The organism is Paenibacillus sp. D2_2, assembly GCF_031199965.1.
Lineage (GTDB): Bacteria > Bacillota > Bacilli > Paenibacillales > Paenibacillaceae > Fontibacillus.
Genome location: NZ_CP133605.1, coordinates 4,640,079 through 4,663,039 on the forward strand (window position 1 = coordinate 4,640,079; position 22,961 = coordinate 4,663,039).

Here is a 22,961-nt window from a genome sequence, read left to right on the forward strand (position 1 = left end):
TCTATTCTATCACAAAATGGTTCCGCTTGAATCGTTAAAACCATACAAAAATCATGCCATTTCCCTGGCAATAATTCTAAAAAAACGACAAAAAAAGGCCGATTAACGCTTAAATCGCAGCATTATCGGCTTTTTCTTCATAAATATGTACATGCTAGCATTTTGTTTAAAACGACCTAGAAGAGTTTAGAACATCTTATATCCAGCGAAGCGCAACTTGCGGATCGTCCATCCGCTCAAGATCGCCCCTGCCAGACCCGCCAAAGCAGTCAAATAATCAACAAGACGGAATGAGGACAAATAGAGTCCTAGACTCTTATCATGATCCCATAGTGTGTATACTACAACCGGAACAATGATAATAACGAACACGTAAGCTGGGAACCAGGTAGTCTTCATTAACATGTTAAGAATAAATCCGATCCCGAACATCATAACAAAAAACAATACCATCAATATCAATACGATGAGCCATCCCATGTTTCTCACCCCTTATGTACACTATAACAAAGGTCACATAATTTATAACTAGTAGATAGTTTACTAAAAAAAATGTTGCAAAGCAATGAACTTTGTATGATTTAATAACGTTTTCATTTGCCCCTGCCGATCATAATAGGATACAATGGTGACAGTGCATAAATTTATGCCTACCTAATGATTATTTTAGGAGTGATCATACAAATGAATGAAGCTGCATTAACCCTGGAAGGCTGGTATGCTCTCCATGATTTCCGCACCATGGACTGGACGGCCTGGAAAGAAACCGACGATGAAGAGCGTGCTGGCGCCCTGGAGGAGCTTCACAACTTTCTGCAGGAATGGGACTTATTAGAGCAATCCAAGACCGGTAGTACTGCCGTTTATTCGATTATTGGACAAAAGGCAGATTTTGTATTCATGCATCTCCGTGAATCGCTTGAGGAGCTGAATGCGCTGGAGAATGCTTTTAATAAAACGACCTTTGCCGAATATACAAAAAAAGCCTATTCATATGTCAGTGTAGTAGAACTTAGTAATTACCTCGCCTCTGGTGGAGGAGATCCGAAAGACAATCCGGAAATCATGGCCCGTTTGCAGCCGATTCTTCCCAAGTCCAAGCATATCTGCTTCTATCCTATGAACAAGAAACGGGATTTAAGCGATAATTGGTATATGCTCTCCATGGACGAGAGACGCGCGATGATGCGCAGCCACGGTTTGATCGGACGCAGTTATGCCGGTAAAGTCAAACAGATCATTTCCGGTTCGGTTGGTCTCGATGACTGGGAATGGGGAGTTACGCTGTTCTCAGATGACCCGCTACATTTCAAGAAACTCGTCTACGAGATGCGCTTTGATGAAGTTAGTGCCCGTTATGGCGAGTTCGGCTCCTTCTACGTGGGTAATCTGTTAAATGAACAACTATTCGAAGATATGCTCAAAATCTAATAGATGTAGTCAAAAAGTCCACTTTTGATCACGAAGTAAATCAGGAAGTCCACTCGGCATCGAATCTTGAATTCAGCCGGGCCTTCCGGTGCTCACGTACCTACTACGTACGCTCCGCTCCTCAGGCCCTAGCTTCATCCAACCTTCTCGGTGCTGAAAATCGGACTTTTTGAACATGATTTGAAACGCTTAGTCTAAACTCAAAAAAGGGGCACCTTCCGATCGGAGGGTGCCCCTTAATATTATTATTCTTCGCTATCGTCCTCTTCTTCAAGCCTGCGCAGCGACTCCAGAAATTCCGCTGTTGCGCGATCACGGTCCCTGCTCTTCTCCTTCAATCGTTCAATGGCAGGCAGAATCAGAATATCGACTTCCTTCTGGACAACATAAGATAAATCATATTGTCCTTGCGACTCCAAATAAGAACCGACCTCCATCAAGCCGTTATAACGATCCAATTCTTCTCGGGTTAACAAACCTCGTACCTGCACACTGCAATGTCTCATTTTACAGGAATCTGCCTTTCTTTAGAACGAGCGGAATCCCGCCGATAATAAATAAATAACGGATATCGACCAGCTTCTTGATTTGTGCAGCTACCCAGCCTTTGTACTTCTTGCCGAATGCACTGGCTACAGCCTCACCTTTACCCAAGGAAGCTACCGTCCCCTTATTACTGAAAGCGAATTTCTTAAGTTCTTTGTTACGAATCGAAGCTACGACATTCTGCGCACAGGTCACCCCTTGCTGCATAGCGATTTGCGCAGTCGGCGGATATGGTCGACCTTCTGGATTGAGCATGATTGAGTTGTCCCCAATAATAAACACATGGTCATAACCCGGTGCATGTAGATATTCGTCAACCTTCACCCGGCCTCTGGATGTCTCGAAGCCAGCGGCCTCTACCAAACGGTTGCCGCGGATTCCACCGGTCCATACTACGGTAGCCGAACGTATAACTTCCCCATTCGCCAATATAACTCCGTCTTCCATGCACTCCTTGATCGCGATACCAATCTTGAACTGAACACCCTTCTTCACAAGCACATTCTGAGCATACTCCACCAGTTCAGGGTCGAAGCCTGGTAATATCGCCGGAGCAGCCTCTACATTATAAATATTAACGAGACTAGGGTCCACATCATATTCTTTGCAAAGGCGCGGAATGCGATCAGCCAATTCGGCAACGAATTCAATACCACTAAAGCCGGCTCCGCCGACTATAAAATTCAGGCGATCCGTCCGGCTCTCATCCAACTTGTACAGAGCGAACTGATATTCAATATGCTCGCGAATCAAGCGAACCGAGTTAATGCTGCGAATCGTCATCGCGTATTCAGATAGTCCCGGAATACCGAACGATTCAGGCTCTCCACCCAGTGCAATGATTAGATAATCAAAAGACAAAGTCCCATCCTGAAGAATCACCTTGCGGTCAGACAGACGAATTTCTTTGACATTGGATTTAACCAAATCTATCTTAAATTCATCAATCAGCTTCGAAATGGACACCCGGGTATGCTCGATCGAATCTGTTCCAGCTGCCGGCATATGTAGGTGCGTTGTGAAATAATGATAATCGTGACGATTTACCAAGGTTACATCCGCTTCATTATAATTCAGTTCCTTTTGCAGACGCTGCGCCGTTAAAATCCCGCCATATCCAGCACCGAGAATGACGATTTTAGGTATGGTACTCATCTCTAGTACTCCTTCCAGTTTCAAACACTCTATTTTTTTACTTTTTCCTATCCGAATCCTATTTTAATGTGAAAATAACCACATAAAAAAATAATGATCAGTTTGTATATTTGTCTATCTTGATGTTTATGATATTTGTCACAAATATTGTAACCCTTATTGTAACTCTAATAACCATTTTAAAGCAAAATTGTAGTAAAAAAAATGACAATACCCATTTTCAAATGTGCTTTTTTCGTCACAAATTTATGTGCATACATTTTGAATAATATCGACTTTTGTATAAAAGATCAAGTCTTATTTTATGCCGCTTGCGGGCATTTCAATGGTCGCATAAATTGGAAATTCGACAAATATCGTGTTAGCTTTGCAAGTCAACGATGGGCGATTATAATAAAGTAGAAATGACAATATAAAACTTCAAGAAATGATCTGGAGGTGTAAGACTGTGTCATCCCTGAATGCCAGCGGAGAATTTACCGACCTTCTCATTATCGGAGGAGGCCCGGCAGGTATGTTCGCCGCTTTCTATGGTGGAATGAGAAAAGCTTCCGTCAAGTTAATCGAAAGTATGCCTCAGCTAGGCGGACAAGTAGCAGCCCTCTATCCTGAGAAATATATTTACGATATTGCCGGCTTTCCTAAAGTTACAGGTCAGGAACTAGTGAACAATTTAACGGAACAACTCAAAATGTTCAACCCTGACATTCGTCTTGAGGAGAAAGTACTACAAATTGAAAAGAAGGATGAGCGGCATTTCATCGTAACGACCGATAAAGACGTTCATCACGCCCACGCTATTATTATCACCGCAGGCGTCGGCGCATTCGAACCGCGTCGTCTTGATCTTGAGAACGCTCTTGCCTTCGAGAAGCAGAATCTGCATTATTTCGTCAACGATATGGAGAAATTCCGGGACGGAAAGTACTGATTAGCGGTGGAGGCGACTCGGCCGTGGATTGGGCGCTCATGCTTGAACCGATTGCCGAGCAAGTAACGCTCGTACATCGTCGTGATAAATTCCGGGCTCATGAACATAGTGTTGAGAAGCTGATGGCTTCCCGCGTTAATATCGTAACGCCAACAGAGATTACAGAACTTCACGGCGAGGATCAAATCAAGCAAGTAACGCTGACCCATGTCAAGACGAAGGAAGAATCCATCGTTGATGTCGACGATGTGATCGTTAATTTCGGATTCGTATCTTCACTGGGCCCAATTGCTGAATGGGGTCTCGATATTGAATCGAATGCCATTGTCGTAGATTCGCGTATGGAATCTTCGATTCCAGGGATCTTTGCTGCTGGGGATATCGCTACTTATCCTGGCAAGCTGGATTTGATTGCGGTCGGCTTCGGAGAAGCTCCTACAGCTGTAAACAACGCCAAGGTGTACATCGATCCGGAAGCGAAGCTATCGCCAGGTCATAGCAGCAATATGAAGCTATAAGATAGGCTATTCCTTCCCGGTGCTGAAACCGGACTTTTGAGCTTCTATTAAATAAGTAGAATCAAATCTACATGAGATTTAAATAAAAAGGGTATCTTAACTTTACGCAGGAAAATGATGTCGTAAAGGAGAGATACCCTTTGCTTTATGTCTGCCCGTTATGCAACGGCCTGGCCCCATTAACTGCAGCTTGTCCGGATTGTGGATATACTCTGGATAACGCCGGTCGAAGAGAAGATTATGCCGGGCCATATAGTCCTTATGGCTCCGCAGATCAATATACATCCGCTCTCTCACTCCACAGTCTTGAAGGCTGCGAACACGTAGTCCAATGTCCACACTGCCACGAGGCTTATATTTATCGAGTTAATCTTTGGGAATCCCCTTAACTACGAGTGAAGTGACTAGAGATTTCACAGGTTAGGAGAACCAAAGCTTGTCCAACTTAGTGCAAAATAGAACCGTCCGATGTATTTAATTCACGTCTATGGATCTCTGCCAACAGAAGTGCGATGAACTCCCGATCCAGGTTCAGTTCCGTGGCCAGATAATAGGATTCAAGCAACATTTCATCTGTTAACATCGCCATTGATCATACACCCTTTCTATTTTTTTCTAATCATAACAAGTTTCTCCGATCAGAACAAGCGTTCTGTTATCCACAAACACCTGTGGAAATCCTGTGAATAACTTGTTAGTAAAGTGCGTAGTTGACTGTAAAATCTAATTGGATAATGTGGATAAAAGTTATTCACAGGATTTTTGTGTCAAAATTTCCGAAAAATTTTTTTTAGATATAGAAGTGATAAGTGATCTAATTACGCTGATGGAATTCTATTGTGGTCTCGTGTTGACCTCGAATATCCATACTCTACCGTTCACATCGATTCCATAATCAAAGCCCAATTCCCCGATTCCCGGAAACGATCTCTCCATAATCCCGACGCATGTGTTTGTTAATTTACGCATCTCCGCCCGTTTCGTCCTGGCCATTCCCCAGACAATGACTGGCTTAAGGCTGTGCGGGCTGTCAACTGAGTCCCTCCCTTGCACAAATTCGTAACGAATAGGCCAGGACGGGCCAATCTTCCAACCATCGCTCGATACACCCATTTTCCATTCTGTTTGACAACCTTCACACGATAATCGATCGGCCGGCCGCCAATTCTGGCCAGATGGATTCCTTGCTGAATAATATAAGGGCGGCCAACCTTTGTTCGGTTCAGTGCCCGAAACATAGTATCATAACTTGTAAAGGATGATCTTCTAGACATATTGGTAAATGAATAGGTACCGCCTGAATATGTTACCTTGATTACGCCATAACCACCACCGCCACGGACTGGCTTGATGACGACCATACCGAAACTGTGCAACATTTGTTTCAAGGATTCAGAATTATACTTACGAGTTTGTGGTATGTGGGCAGCCACACTATCGTTACCGAGCAGTGCTTCCGTCTTGAGCCACTTATTGGCTAACTGTCTTCCCACGGGTGACATCCCCCTTTCCGTTATGTGATATTCATACTCGAACTATCATTTTTTTTCTTGTATGTTTGTCCGCGTCAATGGCCTCTTTTATAACGCAAACGCTTTCTAGGCAAAATTTCAAATTTAACGTATAGTAGGTAGGAGATATATAAGTTGAACTATTGAACGAACAGATCTAGGCAGCCGGGTGAACTGTTCTTCCGATCGCTGTTGCTCACGAATTTCTTTGATTTTATACAATTCAATATAGAAGAAATTCGTTCACAAAGGGAACACTTTGCTTCTCCAGAATCACTTCACCCTATTGCCTATCACTGATCTTGCTTTTAGTTCAACTCATATATAATTGGAGGATCTTAGGTTCACCGGGAAGGGGCGCTAATTATGTCGGCTTTATTTGAAGTATTGTATTGGTTCGCTATGATTGCAATGTCGCTGGTACTAGCAGCGATTACGGTAGCTGTGTTCCTGTTCGGCTTCAAGGCGATTAAGACATTACGCAAAGGGCTCGGAATCAGCTGTATCATCTTCTCGGTCGTCGCCGCTGGAATGATCGTACTTATGGTCAACAAGCAATTTTTCTAATTGCTACATATTCAAACAAAAGAGATTCGTTCCTTTTCATTCATTGAAAGGGCACGAATCTTTTTTTTCTGAAAAATTTGAAACTATATCATATTAAAACGTATTATTTATATAACAAGTCCTCGGGAGGTTCTACACCAATATGGAAAATTCACAGACATGGAGCGGAAGGTTCAAGAATCTGTTCATTAACAACCGTTTCGTTCTTTTTCTATTGATCTTGCTCTTGATCGGTTTAAATATATTCGTCTTCGACAAAATTTCTTTCGTATTCAGGCCATTAACGGTACTGCTTAAAACTGTACTTCCTCCAATATTATTGACAGGTGCCCTCTATTACTTGCTTAATCCATTAGTCAATTGGTTGGAGAAGAAAGGGATCAAACGCATCTATACAATTGCAGGCCTTTACTTGCTCATTATTGGCCTGATTACTATCGTTATCGTCTCTGTAATCCCACCTCTTCAGGAGCAGATTACCCGGCTTATAGATAATTTTCCAGAATACAGCTATGAGGTGCAGCTGCAATTCGAGAGTCTAACCGGAAGTGACATCTTTCACCAGTTCCAGACGACTACGGGCTTTGATCCAACAAGTGTTGGAGAGACATTATCCCAGCAGGCTACAAAAATCATGAATACTGCATGGTCGGGCATCGGCGGCTTCTTAGGCGCACTCAAGGATGTGGTTCTTACGATCGCAACCATACCTTTTATCCTGTTCTATCTACTCAAGGACGGGAAGAAGCTTCCACATTACTTTTTGAGATTTGTACCCAGCAGGTTTCGGGAGAACACACATACGGTCATGACCGAAATGAACGACCAGATTAGCCATTACATCCGTGGGCAAATCATCGTCAGCTTCTCTGTCGGAATATTGATGTATATCGGGTTTTTGATTATTGGACTGGATTACTCATTAATTCTGGCTCTGATTGCTTCCTTTACCAATATCGTTCCTTATCTGGGTCCAGCAATCGCCTTTACGCCAGCGCTAATTATCGCATCTGTTACCTCACCGTTAATGTTGTTCAAGCTAATCATCGTATGGGCAGTTGTGCAATTCATCGAAGCCAAACTTATTTCGCCGCAAATTATGGGCAAAAAGCTACGGGTTCACCCTATAACGATTATTTTCGTTATTCTGACTGCAGGTCATCTTTACGGTTTCATCGGTATCCTACTGGCTGTTCCAGGATATGCGGTTCTTAAAGTAATCGTGACTCATCTCTTTAAATGGTTTGAGCAACGTTCCCATTTATATGATCCGATTGAACCGGATGAGACGAATGAGGGCAAGCCTCAGACAGTAGACAGTGGCCAACCTCCACTAACCGATAATTAAAACTTTGACCTAATATTAAAAAGCACAGCCCTCACGGAGACTTCCGTGGGAACTGTGCTTTTTGCCATTTCTACGAGCTAAATGCTCAGCATCATGAACAAGGAACTTCTAATCACAAAGCTCCGGTTTGCCCTCTTCATCACGCATGCGGAAGGACTGTCCACAGCCGCAGGTAGCGGTGGCATTTGGATTATGGATGGTAAATCCACCGCTCATTCCAGATTCTTGAAAATCGATTTCAAGACCGTTCAGGTAGCGAAGATCCTCTTTCTCCACGACAACTTTTACGCCCTTGATATCCATAAACACATCTGCTTCACTCTCTTCATCGTCCAGACCCATACTATATGAGAAGCCGCTGCATCCGCCTGGTTTCACCGCTAAACGCAAGAACATATCCGGTATTTCCTGTTCGGCCAGCATATCTTTGATTCGCTCGATGGCACTTTCAGAAATTTCAATCATTTTAGCCCTCCTTAGGATTCCTATTCAAGAGGTCATTCAAAAAATAATGCTGCTTTTTTGAATTCTCATTATTAAAAGTATACTCCACATGGCAAGTCCCCTCAAGAGACTGGTTCAATTACATCTCTATAATTGTCATGTTTTTCCTCTAAAATTTAAGTCTTTTCTTCCAGACTTATTGCCGCCTATAAGATTCAAGGTTTATAATAAGGGTTGTTCCGCTTTTGATCACAAAGTGAATCAGGAAGTAGAATCGGCACCGAGAAGGTTGAATTCACATTATAAGCTAAGGAATTTAAGAAGTTTTAACGGGATATGATGAAAATTGCATCCATATAAGCCGGATAACGTATGGGCTATTTCGTTCATTTTTTTCACAGTTCAGATCCAAACCAGAAACGGAGGTAATATCATGATTCCAACAGTGATTGAGACAACCGATCAAAGAATGCTTGAAATCGTTAATAAAGTAAGAAACGGTGAGCGATTAACTCTTGAGGACGGGGTATACCTGTACGAGAGTGATGATATTCTAACAATCGGCCAACTGGCCAATGAGGTCAATTTAAGAAAAAATGGCAAGAAGGTCTATTTCATCGAAAACATGACCTTATACTTCACTAATGTCTGTGAATCGCACTGCGCATTCTGTAACTTCCGACGCGATGAAGGAGAAGATGGCGCGTACACATTGTCCGGGGCAGAAATGATCACTTACGTTGAGCAGCATATTCATCCAGGCGTACGCGAATTCCATATTACAGGCGGACATAATCAACATGTTCCGTTCCAATATTATGTCGACTCGCTGAAGGCACTACATGAACGTTTCCCTGAGGTAACGCTCAAGGCCTACACGGCTGCTGAGATCGAGTTCTTCACTCGCATTAGCGGGCTAAGCACGAAGGAAGTGCTTATGGCGCTGCAGCAGGCAGGCCTTAAATCGCTGACGGGCGGCGGAGCGGAGATTCTGTCCGATCAATACCGCGAGAAGATGAAGGTCGAGAAGGCTAATGTTGATCAATATCTGGATGTCCATCGTACAGCTCATCAGTTGGGAATGAAGACGCATACTACAATGCTGTATGGAGCTATTGAAACCCATGAAGATCGCGTACGTCATATGACACAAATTCGCGAGCTACAGGATGAGACAGGAGGATTCATGGTATTTATCCCATTATCCATGCAGCCTCGTAACAAGAATGCTGGAATCATGCGCCGCAACTCCGCCTTCGAGGATTTGAAGACGATCGCGATCAGCCGCCTAATGCTGGACAACATTCAACATATCAAGGCTTACTTCATCAACATCGGCGTACAGCTCACTCAGATGGCACTGGCTTTCGGAGCATCCGATGTACACGGAACGCTCGTTAGAGAACGGATCAGCCATGCGGCTGGAGCCAACACACCTGAAGGACTAACCCGTAAGGAATTGATGTGGTTGATTAAAGGTGCTGGCAGAATTCCGGTGGAACGTGACACCTTCTATAATGAGATCGAAATTTACGAATAATCTCGACTGATATTCAACAGCCGGGGGATAGGAACCTATCCTCCGGCTGTGTTATTTTCACCTTGAATGTAACCAAGCCTCTAGTCATCTATCAGCTCGATCTCCCTGATCTCGGCAATAATCCGTTCGTGTAACGCTTCTGCGGTCTCGGCTTCGACGCTCTCCCCATTCACAAGCGCATATGGCGACAAATAACATAGACCACAGCTTGTCAAACATCCGTATTCATAGACATCGCAATTGGGCTGCTCTCTTAGTTTATCCATAATTTCCTCAGTACCATGGGCTGTATTGTGGGTACAATACTCTATAATGGCTCGCACGCGAATCTCCTCCATATATTCAGGCTTGGTCACAAGCATAATTATTAATAAACTCTATAAGCATTTAAATTTAAAGTTATATGTAATATAATAAGATGCGAAAGGAGCTGAAGACAATGAGTGAAAATGTACAAGATAAATTATATGACGAAGTATCCGAAGTACTGGACAAACTTCGTCCATTCCTGCAACGTGACGGCGGTGACGTAGAACTGGTCGACGTCGAAGACGGAATCGTCAAGTTGAAGCTGGTAGGTGCTTGCGGTAGTTGCCCAAGCTCGACGATCACCCTGAAAGCAGGGATCGAGCGCGCACTGTTCGAAGAAGTAGACGGCGTTCAAGAGGTTGTACAAGTATTCTAAGGACGTCCTACGGAATTAAATCCAGCATTTATGCTGTATCATGAACCTGGCCCCTTCGTTATAACGAAAGGGCCAGGTTTTTTCATATTATCGATCTCAAGATTGCTTGATCCAGGGCCGTATCGGATCTAGTCCCCGGAAATATCCATCACATTCCCCGTAATAAAATCCGAATCCGAATGGCATAAGAAAGTGATAACACGGGCAATATCCTCCCCACTGCCCGGCCGACCAAGAGGAGTCTCCCCATCAGATAGCTCGCGAGCCTCTTGGATGGAAATCTCTTTGTTGCCACCACGAATGTCTCCAGGGCACACCATATTCACCGTGATGCCAAATGATGCCTCCTCAACGGCTAGTGTCTTGGTGAAGGAGACAAGTCCGGTCTTGGCAGCAGCATATACAGCCCGATGCGGCCAAGCACGGGACTCAGCGGCATGACCAAAGCCAAAATGGATAATCCTTCCCCATCCCTTCTTTCGCATCCCCGGCAGGACAAGATGATCCAGCAACATCGTCCCAACCAGATTGCCGTCAATCATCGCCATGATATCCGCCTGATCATAGTCTGTGAACATGCGCCGCTCACGAATAAACGGACCCGCGTTATTCACAAGTATGTCCACTGTACCTAGCCGATCATTCACCTGTTGCACTAGACCTTCAAGCTGCTCCCTGCGAGAAATATCCGTCTTAACCGCAATCGCACGTACGCCCATTCCTTCGATCTCGCTCTGCAGAAGCAGTGCTTCCCGCTCACTATGTACATAATTTATCGCAATATCGCATCCCTGCTCCGCCAGCATTAGCGCTGTCTTCTTCCCAAGACCTTTGGCACTTCCGGTAATAAGGGCGACTTTTCGCATCTTTTGTCCTCCTTCTTTTTAAAGGTTGTTCAAAAAGTCCACTTTTGATCACGAAGTAGATCATAAAGCTATTCGACATCGAATCTTGAATTCAGCAGGGCCTTCCGGTGCTCACGTAGGTTTTGCCTACGCTCCGCTCCTCAGTCCCTAGCTTCATCCAACCTTCTCGGTGCTGAAAACCGGCCTTTTTGAACTCACACTTAAAGAGGTTACTCAAAATAGATATCGGGCTTTTTGATCACGTACTTAATCCCTTTTTATTAAGTATAAGAGATTTGAAGCATTCCCTCAAACGCATTTGTCTATAGCATTCAGATCTACCATTTATTTTCCATTTAAAATAGACTATTTTATTTACTTTATGGATTATTCTATCTAGTCGCAGCAAATGACGTTAGAATTACTGGTGGGGCTGCAAAGCTATGATAAAATATGTTTAACAAATTGAAGGGGCAATTGTATGTTACGTCAATTTAAAATCCAGCATCGATTAATTGGTACCTTCTTAGTCGTGTCTATCCTTCCAATCCTGTTCCTTGGCTACTATTCTTATCAGCTGTATTCGCAATCCATCAATGATAAGCTCAGCAAATCGACGTTCCAGGCATTAACTCTGGTCAACAAAAATCTGCTGGCCGAGCTGCAGAACTATCAATTTCTATGCGGCTCCATCTCAACTAACAATTTCGTACAGGAAAGCCTGTCCAAGGGATTAGATCATCAGCAAATTAATGAAACAGCCAAAGAGGATGCAATGGACGCAATATTTCGTACGATATTTCCATCTCATGTTGTCAACGTAAGCATATTCGACGCGAACCATCGTCTTTTCTATGAATTAGGTTTCGAGACGGTCGATAATCACTCTCTAGAGAAGGCAATGCATGATGTGGATGCCAATGCCCCCTACGACGGCCTTACTTATGTCAAGACAATCCGTTCGTATGATACGGTTGTGCTCGGGCGCAAGATTCATGCTATGGACGATAGTACGGTGCCCATCGGTTATGCTTTTATTTTTATTAGCGGGGACTTGTTCTCCAGAAATATTCTATCCAGCGTTAATCTTGGAACCGGTTCCAAACTGATGATTATGGGCCGCGACGGAAGCGTACTGTCAACCAATGACGAAGAGATTCCTCTGGGCGGGCCTTATGCCGACCCCGATCTCATTCGGCAAATTAAAGAACATCAACAACGGGACGTCCATTCCTTCTCCCTACAGGTGAATAATGCAGGGCAGCAGGTCTCCTATATATACAATGAACAAATCGGCTGGTATCTCATCTCCATGATGCCCTTCTCCTATATCAATTCGGAGACGAGCAAGATTACCGTCAGCATGACGATTATTATGATCCTGATGGCCATAACCTGCATCATTATTATCTCTTTTATGAGCAGCAGCATTGTCAAACCGATTAAGAAGATTATCAGCTTCTGCAATCAAATATCGACAGGTAACTTCTCTAATCGAATTAAGGATGATCAGGAGGACGAGATGGGGATTCTCTCCTACAAAATTAATATGATGGTGGATGAAATCGAGCACTTGATGCATAACCAGAGGTTGGACCAGAAGCGAAAACGGGAATTGGAGCTTCAGATGCTGCAGTCACAGATCAATCCCCACTTCCTGTTCAATACGCTTAACACACTGCGTTGGCTTGCCATTATTAATCATGTTCCTGTACTGAGCAACGGGATCAGTTCCTTATCAGAGCTGCTGCGCAGCACGATCCTGGACCGTGACGAGCAAATTACAATCCGTCAGGAAATCGATAATCTGAGCAATTATTTTGAAATACAGAAAATTCGCTATGCCGACAGCTTCCAAGTTGAATATGACATTGATGAGGAACTACTCGATTGTCTAATCCCAAAATTCATCCTGCAGCCTGTTGCCGAGAATGCGATTATCCATGGATTGTCGGAGCATAGCAAAGCAATTGAGATTAAGATCAAAGTCCAACAGAAGGATGATCTCATCAGCATCGAGATTATCGATAACGGTAAAGGCTTCGATACAAGCGTAGTCCATGACCCGGATACGGCGGCGAATAACAAGAAGCTGTCAGGGATCGGAATAACCAATGTGGACGAGAGAATCAAGCTCTATTATGGGGAACACTACGGACTCTTCATTACCAGTGTTATTGGAGAAGGCACCTGCTGTAAAATAATTATTCCTACGCATAAGACACCTTAGATGAGGAGGTATCTCAATGTATAATGTACTGCTAGTTGATGACGAACCTATCGTAAAAATCGCACTGAGAACGATGATTGCCTGGGAGGCTCTTGGCTTCCCAATCTGTGGAACCGCTTCAGATGGAGCAGAGGCGCTAGCATTAATTGAGAAATTACACCCTGACATCATCATTACCGATCTGAAAATGCCGAATATGGACGGTCTGCAATTAATCCGAGAATTGAACAACCTGAACTATCCTGGCAAGGTGATCGTCGCCAGCAACTTTGGCGATTATGAGCTAGTCCGCGAAGCTCTACTACTGGGCGCCGTCGATTATATGCTCAAGATCAGTATCAAGACCGATGATCTGATTGCCCAGTTGCACAAGACTGCCAAGCTGCTCGAGGAACGGCAGCAATCCCTGCAGGAGCAGGATATGAGACAAATGATGCAGAACAGCCTCAAAAGTGTGAAGAATTCTATTCTGAAGGATTATTTTAATGATGCAGACTATGAGCTGGAGCATTTCGTACAGGACAAGCAAATCAAGCTGAATATGACGGATACCCCTTGCTATCTGTTCTATATTACATTCGACCAGGACAAATCCGCAGGCCATAATGAGAAATCCGACATTTCCCTCGCGTTCATTGAGAATACGATTCTCGATCTCATCGATGACGCTAGCGACATTGAACTGTTCCAGGTTGGTATGGGCGGCATCGCAGCCATGATCTCCAAGAAGCAGTTAGAGAAGCACCAGGGCGATCCACTCAGCTTCATCAACAAAATACACAAGTTAATCCAGATGTACATTTCTGTAGAGCCGCTGATTGTCTATTCCCATGGAATCAAAGGCTACGAGGAAGCAAGGAGGGCCTATTGGGCTTGTAAAGATGCCTTGAACATGAACTTCTATGAGCATTCTTCCGTAATCTACGAGCAGGATGTCAGGTTTCTGCTGGAGCTGGAGCATGCTAATTACGTGGACTATTCCAACTCTCTTCTACGCCACTGGCAAGAGCTGGGACGAGAAACCATCCCAGCTCTGCTTGAGGAATTTATCGGGCAGTGCAGACAGAGCGGCATCCATCCTACCGTTGTCAAAGCCTTTATACTCAAATGCCTCGAGTACATTCCATTATGTGAGGACAAAGTACGAATCAATCATGAAGAGGAATATGAACGCCATAAGAAAGCTCTACTGCATTGCAAAGATACAGCTTCCTTATTGGATACCGCCGCATTGGCCTTCGGACATCTTAGTCTGGTGAACGACTCTTCCGATGCGCCTGCCCTGAAGAAGGTCGTACTAAATGTCATGGACTATGTCGAAGCCCATTACCAAGATAAAATCACGCTGGAAATGATCTCAACCTACGTGAATTTCAGTGAGAACTATCTATGTCGTGTCTTCAAAGAACAGGTCGGCATGAGCCCGATTAGCTATATCAATACGGTGAAGATGAATAAGGCCGCCGCTTTGATTGCCGGTGGACATACTTATATGAAGGAAGTAGCTGCCCTCGTAGGTATCAGCGATCAATTCTACTTCAACCGGCTATTTAAGAAACAGTTCGGCATTTCTCCCTCGAAATATACTGGCCAAAATAAGCAGGCGAAATAGAATCTATTTTACGGGTGTGTGCATCTCTGACTGAATCTGCGCGAAGACATGCTCCACCCGTTCCATCCATTGTTCTGTCGTCATCTTCCCCGTCATGATCGGTGTCATGGACTGTCTGAATAGAGCATTTTTAATATCAATCTTCGATCCCTTCGGTAGTGCCTTCCAATCTTGAAAGATCGTCGTTGCTCCTTCATAAGCGTTGAACATTTCGTATACGCCTGGTGTCAGGTAGGGCTTCGAGAGCTCCTGGGCTCCCTTCAGAGCAAAGATACCATTGGATTTCTCCGCGAACAATTTGACCGATTCATCAGTGTAGAGGAACTTGAGAAACTCCTTAGCCAGTTCCGGGTTTTTGGCTCGGAGAGGAATCGAGAATTGCTCATAACTAGACAAAATGTAGCGCTCGTCGTCCTTGTGGAAGACCTGCACAGGAATCATGCCGAATTCGAAGCCCTCTTCCCGCGGCGAATCCTTCATTTCGTTCTCCATCCAATTGCCGTTAACGATAAAGATGGCCTTACCCTGCATCATATCGGTCTGAGACTGGGTATGGTTCAAATTCACCGTACCGTCCATTAAATAGCCTTCTTTCCCGATCTTTGCGAAGGTGTCCAGAACCTGCTTTACTTCCTCCGTCTTGAACGAACCTGGCTCATAGGAGAAGATCTTCTTCAATTGATCCATTCCCGCCGCATTCGCTAGAGAAGGATACATGATCTCCTCCAGATAATCCGGATAAATCCCCTGATAGGTAAACAGAGCCCTCTTAATCTTATGGCCGTTCGTATCGGTCAGGTAATTCTCCTCTTTCTCTAATTCCTTACCCAGCGCAAAGAACTCGTCCCAAGTCTCCGGCGGTTTCCACCCCTTCTCTCGGAACAGATTCTTATTGTAGATAAGGCCCATTGGCCCTGCATTGAACGGTGCCATGTATATTTTGCCATCCTGATAAGGCGAGAATCTCGTGCTCTCAAGCATTCCCGGCAGAATCATATCCTTGAGCTTCATATCTTTATCGAGTGCCTTACTCTCAAATACATCTGTAAGATCAAGCAGGCCCTGCTCTTTCACCAATGAAGTAATTAAGCCGCTCTGCTCCGTATCGGCAACTGCTAACAGATCCGGCGGATTGCCCGCGACGAGCTGAGGCCGTACAACATCACCAATCCTCGGGCTAATCGTCATATCAACCTTGACCCCAGGATAGGCTGCTTCAAATTTGCTGACGATCTCCTTCCAATATTCAGGGCTATATCCTCCCATAAATACCGCAATGCTCAATTCCTTATTCTTGAACTTTCCCGCGGCATTATTCTGATCACCATTCGAGATTACTTCACCTGAAGTCTGCTCCAACCCACGGCCAATAATGAGATGGTTACTTATATAAATAATACAGAAGAGACTTATCGCTACAATTACTAATAAGCTAACTTTTTTCTTCATGGCGCTTCGGCTCCTAGATCCTATTAAGTCTTATACCCTTTCATTCTACTATAACATTCGATCCTCCCTCATAAGCGTAAAAATCCATGTACAAAATTAGCTTTATTCCTATGTTATGAATGACGTAGCCCCTATCCAGACTCCGATTATAGATAATTTTTGCATATCCATGGACTATTCTCATGACATCGCCGGAACCCATTGAAAGCAAGGTTTCGGATAGGCTAATTTGAATATGCGGGAAGTCATTCAGCATCATCCAAATGAATTGATTTCCGTGAAATCTGCAATATCGCAACACAAATATTTGTACAGACAAATTCAGGAGGGGTAAACATGAAAAAGCTTCTTAGCCTTGCACTCGCGGCAACACTTACATTAAGTCTAGCTGCGTGCGGCGGCAATAACAGTAGCAGCACAGGCTCCAATTCAGGGAATGCGCCAGCAAAGGCCAACACTCAAACATCCAGCAACGAGACACGTACTTTAAAAGTATCCGCTTTGGAAACCGCTTACGGTGCAGATGTATGGCATGAAATTGCAACCGCTTTCGAGAAAGTAACCCCCATGTCAAGGTCGAACTGACTATCGACAAGAACCTTGAAGATGTTATCGGACCGGGCATGAAATCTGGTGACTTCCCCGACGTCATCCATCTGGCAGTGGGCCAGCCAAAAGGCCTAACAGAAACCTTCGTTAAGGATAACAACCTCACTGATCTTACAGATGTACTCTATATGACGGTCCCTGGTGAAAGCGCTACCGTCGGTGACAAGATTATTCCAGGCTTTACCGATACTTCAATCACCAATCCTTATGGAGATGGTAAGACCTACTTGATGCCAATGTTCTATAGCCCTTGCGGCCTGTTCTATAACGCCGGATTGTTCGAACAAAAGGGTTGGGATGTACCGAAAACCTGGGATGAAATGTGGGCGCTGGGCGACAAAGCCAAAGCCGAAGGTATCTCTTTATTCGCCTATCCGACTACTGGCTATTTCGACGCCCTCTTCTACGCATTACTTAACGAGACCGGCGGACCTGAATTCTTCAAAAGTGCGATGAATTATACAGATGGAATCTGGCAAACACCAGAAGCCGCTAAAGCATTCGACGTTGTAGATAAATTGGCTAGTTACACAGAAAAGACCGTACCTGCCAACGGCAACAAAGATAATTATATTAAAAATCAGCAATTGATCCTCGATAACAAGGCTTTGTTCATGCCGAATGGAACTTGGGTAGTAGGAGAGATGGAAAAGGCACCACGCGCCGATGGCTTCAAATGGGGCTTCACCGCATTGCCTGCCCTTTCTCAAGACGGAGATCGTTACTCCTATACGTTCTTTGAGCAAATCTGGGTTCCGGCCAAAGCGGAGAACGCTGATCTGGCCAAGCAATTCATCGCTTATTTGTATTCCGATGAAGCGGCATCCATCTTCGCTAAGGTTGGAGCGGTACAACCGATTAAGGGGATGTCCGACAAGCTTGAAGGCGATAACAAGTTGTTCTACAGCATTTATGATTCCGGCGCCAAAGCTGCCATGGGCGCATTTTCGACTACAGATCCAGTGGAAGGCGTAAGCATCTCGGATACTGTATTCGGTACAGTGGATTCCTTGGTGAACAAGTCCAAGACAAAAGATCAATGGATCGAAGCTATTACAAAAGCGAGCGATGCTCTGCGTGGTGCATTGAAGAATTAGGCAATCCGCCCGTTATGAGCTAAGCAAGCATATTAAAAATGATGGTGGTCAGCCCTGGCTGTCCACCGTTATTTTTACCTTAGGAGGGAGCTGGACCCATGAATAACAGAAAAGGACAAGGCCGGTTCATATTTTTCTGTCTTACGCCTGCAGTCATTCTCTTTGTCATCTTTCTGATTATTCCTACGTTTGACGTATTCCGCATGTCTCTATATAAATGGGGCGGCTATACAGATCATAAAACCTTTGTAGGACTGCAAAATTTCACAAAGCTGTTCCAGAGCGATAAATTCTATCAAGCCTTTCAGAACAGTATCCTGCTGATTGTCATCGTGTCGATTGTGACCTTCGCCTTCGCTCTCATCTTTGCATCTATGCTGTCGCGCGAGAACTTAAAAGGACAAAATTTCTTTCGGATCATCTTTTATATTCCAAACATCCTGTCCATCGTCGTCATCAGTGCAATCTTCTCAGCGATCTATGACCCAAACAGCGGACTCTTAAACGCATTTCTGAATTTGTTCCGCAGCGCCACCTCAGACCCGATTCTCTGGCTGGGTGACCAGAAGATCGTTATTTACAGTCTTGGCGGTGCGATGGTCTGGCAAGCGATCGGCTACTACATGGTGATGTATATGGCGAGCATGGCCAATATACCCGAGAGCCTGTATGAATCTGCCGATCTCGAAGGAGCAGGCCGGATTCATCAATTTTTCAGCATCACCATTCCGCTGATCTGGACGAACATTCGTACAACGCTAACTTTTTTCATCATCAGTACGATCAATATGAGCTTTCTGTTCGTCATGGCGATGACGGGCGGCGGACCGGACGGTGCGACCGAGGTATTCCTCAGCTATATGTACAAGGAAGCCTACACGAATTCCTCATATGGCTACGGTATGGCCATCGGCGTTATCGTATTTCTGTTCTCGTTCGCGCTTGCCGCTATCCTGAATGCGGTCACCAAGCGAGAGCATTTGGAATATTAAGGAGGGGACAAAATGAATCCAGAACATCAGCATAGCAGCAATAAATTGTATAAATTCTTCATTTACCTTCTGCTGATTACCCTTGCGGTCGTCATCATCGTCCCTGTCGGCTGGGCCTTCCTCGCTTCGATCAAGCAGGACGTTGAATTCTATGGTAGCCCGTGGGCTCTGCCGGAAGGATTCCATCTTCAGAACTTTGCAGACGCTTGGCAAAAAGCGAAAATGGGCAGCTATATGCTCAACTCCGTGGTTACGACGGCGATTGCCCTTGTCTTGCTGCTTATCATAGCCCTACCGGCAGCCTATGTGCTGGCAAGATACAAGTTCAGAAGCAGCGGCTTCTGGAACATGCTATTTATGGCTGGTCTATTTATTAACATCAACTATATCGTCGTTCCGATCTTTCTCATGCTTAATAATGGGGATAAATCGCTGCGCAGCCTGCTCGGACAGCCTTTTCTCCTCAACAATCTGTTCATTCTTGCGCTCGTCTATGCCGCGATGGCTCTACCTTTCACGATCTACCTGCTATCGGGCTATTTCAAGACATTGCCTAAGGAGTATGAAGAAGCAGCTTCTGTTGACGGCGCCGGTTATTTCCGTACGATGGTTCAGGTCATTATGCCCATGGCCAAGCCGAGCATCGTTACCGTCATCCTGTTCAACTTCCTCTCGTTCTGGAACGAGTATATTATCTCGATGACTTTGCTGACCAAACCGGGACTCAGAACACTACCTGTAGGTTTGATGAACCTGATGGCCGCTCAGAAATCCGCCGTTCAATACGGTCAGATGTATGCGGGTCTGGTGCTAGTTATGTTGCCGACCCTGATCCTCTATATGCTCGTACAAAAAAAGCTCACCCAAGGCATGACTATGGGCGGGTTGAAAGGGTAAGGTGCCATTATGAACGATTCTCCGAGAACTATGCTGCGTTATTTACTCATGCTGATCGTTTTTGTCATCGCCATGACCCTGGTCATTACCGGGCAGAAAAGCATTGGCCTCGCTGGGCTAGGCATGATGTTGAGCGGACTCGGTCTGCTGGTTGGCCTGCTGTGGTTCTACAATCGACAATATAAATAGGAGTGATTCTCTATGGCTAACAGACAAGGACGTGTCACGATTCCAACAGATCTAGACGTCATCTCGCAAACTCATGAAATAATGAAGCGCTGGGTGCCGATGCTATACGGGACTGCGACGGCACTGATTTCCCGTCCGAGCTCAGCCAGATTGATGCCAAAGTCTACTCTACTTACTACACGACCCGCAAGGATAATGAATGGGCGCTGGCAAATCCGGATGAGATTCAGCAAATGTATCTGATGACCCCATTCTATACGGCTACAAGCGATCAGCTGACGATTCCGCTGATGAAGGGTCTGTATCCGGATATGCTCAAGGTGAATAATCGCGATGATATTACTCGCTGGTGGGAGGTAATCGACCGCACGAGCGGCGAGGTTGTGCCGACCGTGCGGTGGACCTATGATCCGGCAGCGGAGAGCGTGACGATTCAGGCCGTGCCGTATCATGACTATACAGTAAGCTTCCTCGCGTATATCATGTGGGATCCGGTACATATGTACAATTCTGTAGTTAATGACTGGAAGGATGTCGAGCATCAAGTCACCTTCGATGTAAGACAGCCTAAGACTCATAAATTTACGATGGATCGCATCCGCAAGTTTATTGAAGAGCATCCGTATGTCAATGTGATCCGGTTCACGACGTTCTTCCATCAATTTACGCTCATTTTTGATGAGCTTGCACGGGAGAAATATGTGGACTGGTATGGATATTCAGCTTCTGTCAGCCCATATATTCTCGAGCAATTTGAACAGGAAGTCGGATATACATTCCGACCAGAATTTATCATCGATCAAGGCTATTTCAACAATACGTATCGGGTCCCTTCCAAGGAGTTCAGCGACTTCCAGGCCTTCCAGCGGCGTGAGGTCTCCAAGCTGGCCAAGGAGATGGTCGATATTGTTCATGAATGCGGCAAGGAGGCAATGATGTTCCTCGGCGATCATTGGATCGGAACTGAGCCGTTCATGGAGGAGTTCGCCTCGATCGGATTGGATGCCGTTGTCGGGAGCGTCGGCAATGGCTCGACTCTGCGCCTGATTAGTGATATCCCCGGCGTAAAATATACAGAAGGACGCTTCCTGCCTTACTTCTTCCCGGATACCTTCCACGAAGGTGGAGATCCTGTACAGGAAGCCAAGGTGAACTGGGTAACGGCCCGTCGTGCCATTCTCCGCAAGCCAATCGACCGGATTGGTTATGGCGGGTATCTGAAGCTGGCGCTCGATTTTCCCGAATTCGTCGATTACGTGGAGAGCGTCTGCGATGAATTCCGGACGCTGTATGACAATGTTCAAGGAACAATACCCTATTGCGTGAAGACGGTAGCCGTACTCAACTGCTGGGGCAAGATGAGAGCCTGGGGCAACCATATGGTTCACCACGCCCTCTACTACAAGCCAAATTACAGTTATGCCGGCATTATCCAGGCACTCTCCGGGGCACCGTTTGACGTCAAATTCATCAGCTTCGATGATATTAAGCAGAATCCGGCTACGCTGGACGATATCGACGTCATACTCAACATCGGAGACGGCGATACCGCACATACTGGTGGTGACTGGTGGCTAGACCCGGACATCGCAACCGCCATTAAGAAATTCGTTCATGAGGGCGGCGGTTTCATCGGCGTTGGCGAGCCTGCAGCTCATCAGGCCAACGGACGCTACTTCCAGCTCACGGGTATCCTTGGTGTAGAGCAAGAGCGAGGCTTCACACTAGGGTACGACAAATACAACTGGACTGAGCATGACCATTTCATTACGGCCGATTGCAAAACCGATGATCAAGGTCATAAACTGATCGATTTCGGAGAAGGAAAGAAAAATGTGTTCGCCCTCGAAGGAGCGACTGTCCTCCGCCAGATCGATAAAGAGGTCCAACTCGCCGTGAATGAGTTCGGTCAAGGACGCGGGGTTTATATCAGCGGCCTCCCTTACAGCTTCGAGAACAGCCGACTGCTGTATCGCGCCATTCTGTGGAGCACCCATAGCGAGGATGAGCTGCATCGTTGGTTCAGCGACAACTACAATGTGGAAGTTCATGCTTATGTGAAGAACGGTAAATACTGCGTAGTCAACAACACCTATGAACCGCAGCTGACTACTGTCTATCGTGGAGACGGTTCGAGCTTCGAGCTGCAAATGGAAGCGAACGAGATTAAGTGGTACGAAATTTAATAAATAGCCATACAAATAAAAAGAAACCAATCCCGGCGGACTTTGAACGTCCGCGAAGGATTGGTTTTTTGATTTGTTGCTGCCACCATACAAGGCGGGGTTTTTGAACTTCCTTTTCAAATAAAGGTTCAAAAGAATCTGTTTTCAGCACCGAGAAGGATGGATGAAGCCGGAAGGCC

The 22,961-nt window shown here is 45.2% G+C and carries 21 protein-coding genes and 3 pseudogenes; 14 read left to right on the top strand and 10 right to left on the bottom strand.

What is annotated here, in order from left to right; translation table 11 throughout:
- Window positions 1–186 precede the first annotated feature (186 nt).
- Window positions 187–480, bottom strand: a complete 294-nt coding sequence (locus RE628_RS23690; protein WP_127002441.1) for a YuiB family protein — start codon at window positions 478–480, stop codon at window positions 187–189.
- 204 nt (window positions 481–684) lie between these two features.
- On the opposite strand from RE628_RS23690, the gene hemQ reads away from it, so the two are divergent.
- Entirely contained in the window at window positions 685–1,431 is a 747-nt protein-coding gene (gene hemQ, locus RE628_RS23695) for a hydrogen peroxide-dependent heme synthase (protein ID WP_309155557.1), read from the top strand.
- Between the two features lie 245 nt (window positions 1,432–1,676).
- On the opposite strand, the gene RE628_RS23700 is transcribed toward hemQ, so the two are convergent.
- Entirely contained in the window at window positions 1,677–1,937 is a 261-nt protein-coding gene (locus RE628_RS23700) for a hypothetical protein (RefSeq protein WP_309155560.1), read from the bottom strand.
- 1 nt (window position 1,938) lies between these two features.
- Window positions 1,939–3,132, bottom strand: a complete 1,194-nt coding sequence (locus RE628_RS23705) for an NAD(P)/FAD-dependent oxidoreductase (RefSeq protein ID WP_309155563.1) — start codon at window positions 3,130–3,132, stop codon at window positions 1,939–1,941.
- A gap of 427 nt (window positions 3,133–3,559) precedes the next feature.
- Here RE628_RS23705 and RE628_RS23710 point away from each other — a divergent pair.
- Window positions 3,560–4,581, top strand: a pseudogene (locus RE628_RS23710) (NAD(P)/FAD-dependent oxidoreductase).
- A 102-nt stretch (window positions 4,582–4,683) separates the two neighbouring features.
- Here RE628_RS23710 and RE628_RS23715 read toward each other — a convergent pair.
- The 3 genes and pseudogenes from RE628_RS23715 to RE628_RS23725 form a co-directional block, all read right to left on the bottom strand.
- Window positions 4,684–4,920 (bottom strand): hypothetical protein, encoded by a 237-nt coding sequence (locus tag RE628_RS23715; RefSeq protein WP_309155566.1) that lies wholly within the window; start codon window positions 4,918–4,920, stop codon window positions 4,684–4,686.
- Between the two features lie 106 nt (window positions 4,921–5,026).
- On the bottom strand, window positions 5,027–5,170 hold the full coding sequence (locus RE628_RS23720) for a sporulation histidine kinase inhibitor Sda (protein ID WP_309155569.1): 144 nt from the start codon (window positions 5,168–5,170) through the stop codon (window positions 5,027–5,029).
- A gap of 245 nt (window positions 5,171–5,415) precedes the next feature.
- A pseudogene (locus RE628_RS23725) lies at window positions 5,416–6,083 on the bottom strand (YheC/YheD family protein).
- Between the two features lie 375 nt (window positions 6,084–6,458).
- On the opposite strand from RE628_RS23725, the gene RE628_RS23730 reads away from it, so the two are divergent.
- Window positions 6,459–6,659, top strand: coding sequence for a hypothetical protein (locus RE628_RS23730; protein ID WP_309155571.1), 201 nt, complete (start codon window positions 6,459–6,461; stop codon window positions 6,657–6,659).
- 142 nt (window positions 6,660–6,801) lie between these two features.
- Window positions 6,802–8,007, top strand: coding sequence for an AI-2E family transporter (locus RE628_RS23735; RefSeq protein ID WP_309155573.1), 1,206 nt, complete (start codon window positions 6,802–6,804; stop codon window positions 8,005–8,007).
- 108 nt (window positions 8,008–8,115) lie between these two features.
- Here the strand turns inward: RE628_RS23735 and RE628_RS23740 are convergent, their stop codons facing one another.
- On the bottom strand, window positions 8,116–8,472 hold the full coding sequence (locus RE628_RS23740) for a HesB/IscA family protein (protein ID WP_309155575.1): 357 nt from the start codon (window positions 8,470–8,472) through the stop codon (window positions 8,116–8,118).
- Between the two features lie 412 nt (window positions 8,473–8,884).
- Here RE628_RS23740 and mqnE point away from each other — a divergent pair, with 412 nt between their 5' ends.
- Window positions 8,885–9,991: an aminofutalosine synthase MqnE gene (mqnE, locus tag RE628_RS23745; protein WP_309155577.1), complete on the top strand. Its 1,107-nt coding sequence runs from the start codon at window positions 8,885–8,887 to the stop codon at window positions 9,989–9,991.
- Between the two features lie 80 nt (window positions 9,992–10,071).
- Here mqnE and RE628_RS23750 read toward each other — a convergent pair whose 3' ends face one another.
- Entirely contained in the window at window positions 10,072–10,314 is a 243-nt protein-coding gene (locus RE628_RS23750) for a YuzB family protein (protein ID WP_309155581.1), read from the bottom strand.
- A 116-nt stretch (window positions 10,315–10,430) separates the two neighbouring features.
- Here RE628_RS23750 and RE628_RS23755 point away from each other — a divergent pair, with 116 nt between their 5' ends.
- Complete coding sequence (locus RE628_RS23755; RefSeq protein WP_309155582.1) at window positions 10,431–10,676, top strand: NifU family protein; 246 nt, start codon at window positions 10,431–10,433, stop codon at window positions 10,674–10,676.
- A gap of 96 nt (window positions 10,677–10,772) precedes the next feature.
- On the opposite strand, the pseudogene RE628_RS23760 reads toward RE628_RS23755, so the two are convergent.
- Window positions 10,773–11,542, bottom strand: a pseudogene (locus RE628_RS23760) (SDR family oxidoreductase).
- Between the two features lie 460 nt (window positions 11,543–12,002).
- Here RE628_RS23760 and RE628_RS23765 point away from each other — a divergent pair.
- Both RE628_RS23765 and RE628_RS23770 read left to right on the top strand, forming a co-directional pair.
- On the top strand, window positions 12,003–13,751 hold the full coding sequence (locus RE628_RS23765; RefSeq protein WP_309155584.1) for a sensor histidine kinase: 1,749 nt from the start codon (window positions 12,003–12,005) through the stop codon (window positions 13,749–13,751).
- Window positions 13,752–13,767: 16 nt separating this feature from the next.
- On the top strand, window positions 13,768–15,363 hold the full coding sequence (locus tag RE628_RS23770; protein ID WP_309155589.1) for a response regulator: 1,596 nt from the start codon (window positions 13,768–13,770) through the stop codon (window positions 15,361–15,363).
- A gap of 3 nt (window positions 15,364–15,366) precedes the next feature.
- Here RE628_RS23770 and RE628_RS23775 read toward each other — a convergent pair whose 3' ends face one another.
- Window positions 15,367–16,812 carry a carbohydrate ABC transporter substrate-binding protein gene (locus tag RE628_RS23775; protein WP_309155592.1) on the bottom strand — a complete coding sequence of 482 codons (1,446 nt, stop codon included), beginning with the start codon at window positions 16,810–16,812 and terminating at the stop codon, window positions 15,367–15,369.
- 336 nt (window positions 16,813–17,148) lie between these two features.
- Between RE628_RS23775 and RE628_RS23780 the strand changes: the two genes are divergently transcribed.
- The 6 genes from RE628_RS23780 to gnpA all read left to right on the top strand — a co-directional run bounded on the left by RE628_RS23780 (window position 17,149) and on the right by gnpA (window position 22,782).
- The gene (locus RE628_RS23780; RefSeq protein WP_309155595.1) at window positions 17,149–17,397 is read left to right on the top strand and encodes a hypothetical protein; all 249 of its coding nucleotides are present in this window, start codon (window positions 17,149–17,151) and stop codon (window positions 17,395–17,397) included.
- A gap of 2 nt (window positions 17,398–17,399) precedes the next feature.
- Window positions 17,400–18,518: a carbohydrate ABC transporter substrate-binding protein gene (locus RE628_RS23785; protein WP_309159548.1), complete on the top strand. Its 1,119-nt coding sequence runs from the start codon at window positions 17,400–17,402 to the stop codon at window positions 18,516–18,518.
- 98 nt (window positions 18,519–18,616) lie between these two features.
- Window positions 18,617–19,510 carry a carbohydrate ABC transporter permease gene (locus RE628_RS23790; RefSeq protein WP_309155598.1) on the top strand — a complete coding sequence of 298 codons (894 nt, stop codon included), beginning with the start codon at window positions 18,617–18,619 and terminating at the stop codon, window positions 19,508–19,510.
- Between the two features lie 12 nt (window positions 19,511–19,522).
- On the top strand, window positions 19,523–20,407 hold the full coding sequence (locus RE628_RS23795; RefSeq protein ID WP_309155600.1) for a carbohydrate ABC transporter permease: 885 nt from the start codon (window positions 19,523–19,525) through the stop codon (window positions 20,405–20,407).
- 9 nt (window positions 20,408–20,416) lie between these two features.
- On the top strand, window positions 20,417–20,596 hold the full coding sequence (locus RE628_RS23800) for a DUF6903 family protein (RefSeq protein ID WP_309155605.1): 180 nt from the start codon (window positions 20,417–20,419) through the stop codon (window positions 20,594–20,596).
- Between the two features lie 104 nt (window positions 20,597–20,700).
- Window positions 20,701–22,782: a 1,3-beta-galactosyl-N-acetylhexosamine phosphorylase gene (gene gnpA / locus RE628_RS23805; RefSeq protein ID WP_309159549.1), complete on the top strand. Its 2,082-nt coding sequence runs from the start codon at window positions 20,701–20,703 to the stop codon at window positions 22,780–22,782.
- Window positions 22,783–22,961 lie beyond the last annotated feature (179 nt).

Bases quoted from the DNA above. Each gene is read 5' to 3' on its own strand.
- RE628_RS23690 (WP_127002441.1), bottom strand. From the start codon at position 480: ATGGGATGGCTCATCGTATTGATATTGATGGTATTGTTTTTTGTTATG.
- hemQ (WP_309155557.1), top strand. From the start codon at position 685: ATGAATGAAGCTGCATTAACCCTGGAAGGCTGGTATGCTCTCCATGAT.
- RE628_RS23700 (WP_309155560.1), bottom strand. From the start codon at position 1,937: ATGAGACATTGCAGTGTGCAGGTACGAGGTTTGTTAACCCGAGAAGAA.
- RE628_RS23705 (WP_309155563.1), bottom strand. From the start codon at position 3,132: ATGAGTACCATACCTAAAATCGTCATTCTCGGTGCTGGATATGGCGGG.
- RE628_RS23720 (WP_309155569.1), bottom strand. From the start codon at position 5,170: ATGGCGATGTTAACAGATGAAATGTTGCTTGAATCCTATTATCTGGCC.
- RE628_RS23730 (WP_309155571.1), top strand. From the start codon at position 6,459: ATGTCGGCTTTATTTGAAGTATTGTATTGGTTCGCTATGATTGCAATG.
- RE628_RS23735 (WP_309155573.1), top strand. From the start codon at position 6,802: ATGGAAAATTCACAGACATGGAGCGGAAGGTTCAAGAATCTGTTCATT.
- RE628_RS23740 (WP_309155575.1), bottom strand. From the start codon at position 8,472: ATGATTGAAATTTCTGAAAGTGCCATCGAGCGAATCAAAGATATGCTG.
- mqnE (WP_309155577.1), top strand. From the start codon at position 8,885: ATGATTCCAACAGTGATTGAGACAACCGATCAAAGAATGCTTGAAATC.
- RE628_RS23755 (WP_309155582.1), top strand. From the start codon at position 10,431: ATGAGTGAAAATGTACAAGATAAATTATATGACGAAGTATCCGAAGTA.
- RE628_RS23765 (WP_309155584.1), top strand. From the start codon at position 12,003: ATGTTACGTCAATTTAAAATCCAGCATCGATTAATTGGTACCTTCTTA.
- RE628_RS23770 (WP_309155589.1), top strand. From the start codon at position 13,768: ATGTATAATGTACTGCTAGTTGATGACGAACCTATCGTAAAAATCGCA.
- RE628_RS23775 (WP_309155592.1), bottom strand. From the start codon at position 16,812: ATGAAGAAAAAAGTTAGCTTATTAGTAATTGTAGCGATAAGTCTCTTC.
- RE628_RS23780 (WP_309155595.1), top strand. From the start codon at position 17,149: ATGAAAAAGCTTCTTAGCCTTGCACTCGCGGCAACACTTACATTAAGT.
- RE628_RS23790 (WP_309155598.1), top strand. From the start codon at position 18,617: ATGAATAACAGAAAAGGACAAGGCCGGTTCATATTTTTCTGTCTTACG.
- RE628_RS23795 (WP_309155600.1), top strand. From the start codon at position 19,523: ATGAATCCAGAACATCAGCATAGCAGCAATAAATTGTATAAATTCTTC.
- RE628_RS23800 (WP_309155605.1), top strand. From the start codon at position 20,417: ATGAACGATTCTCCGAGAACTATGCTGCGTTATTTACTCATGCTGATC.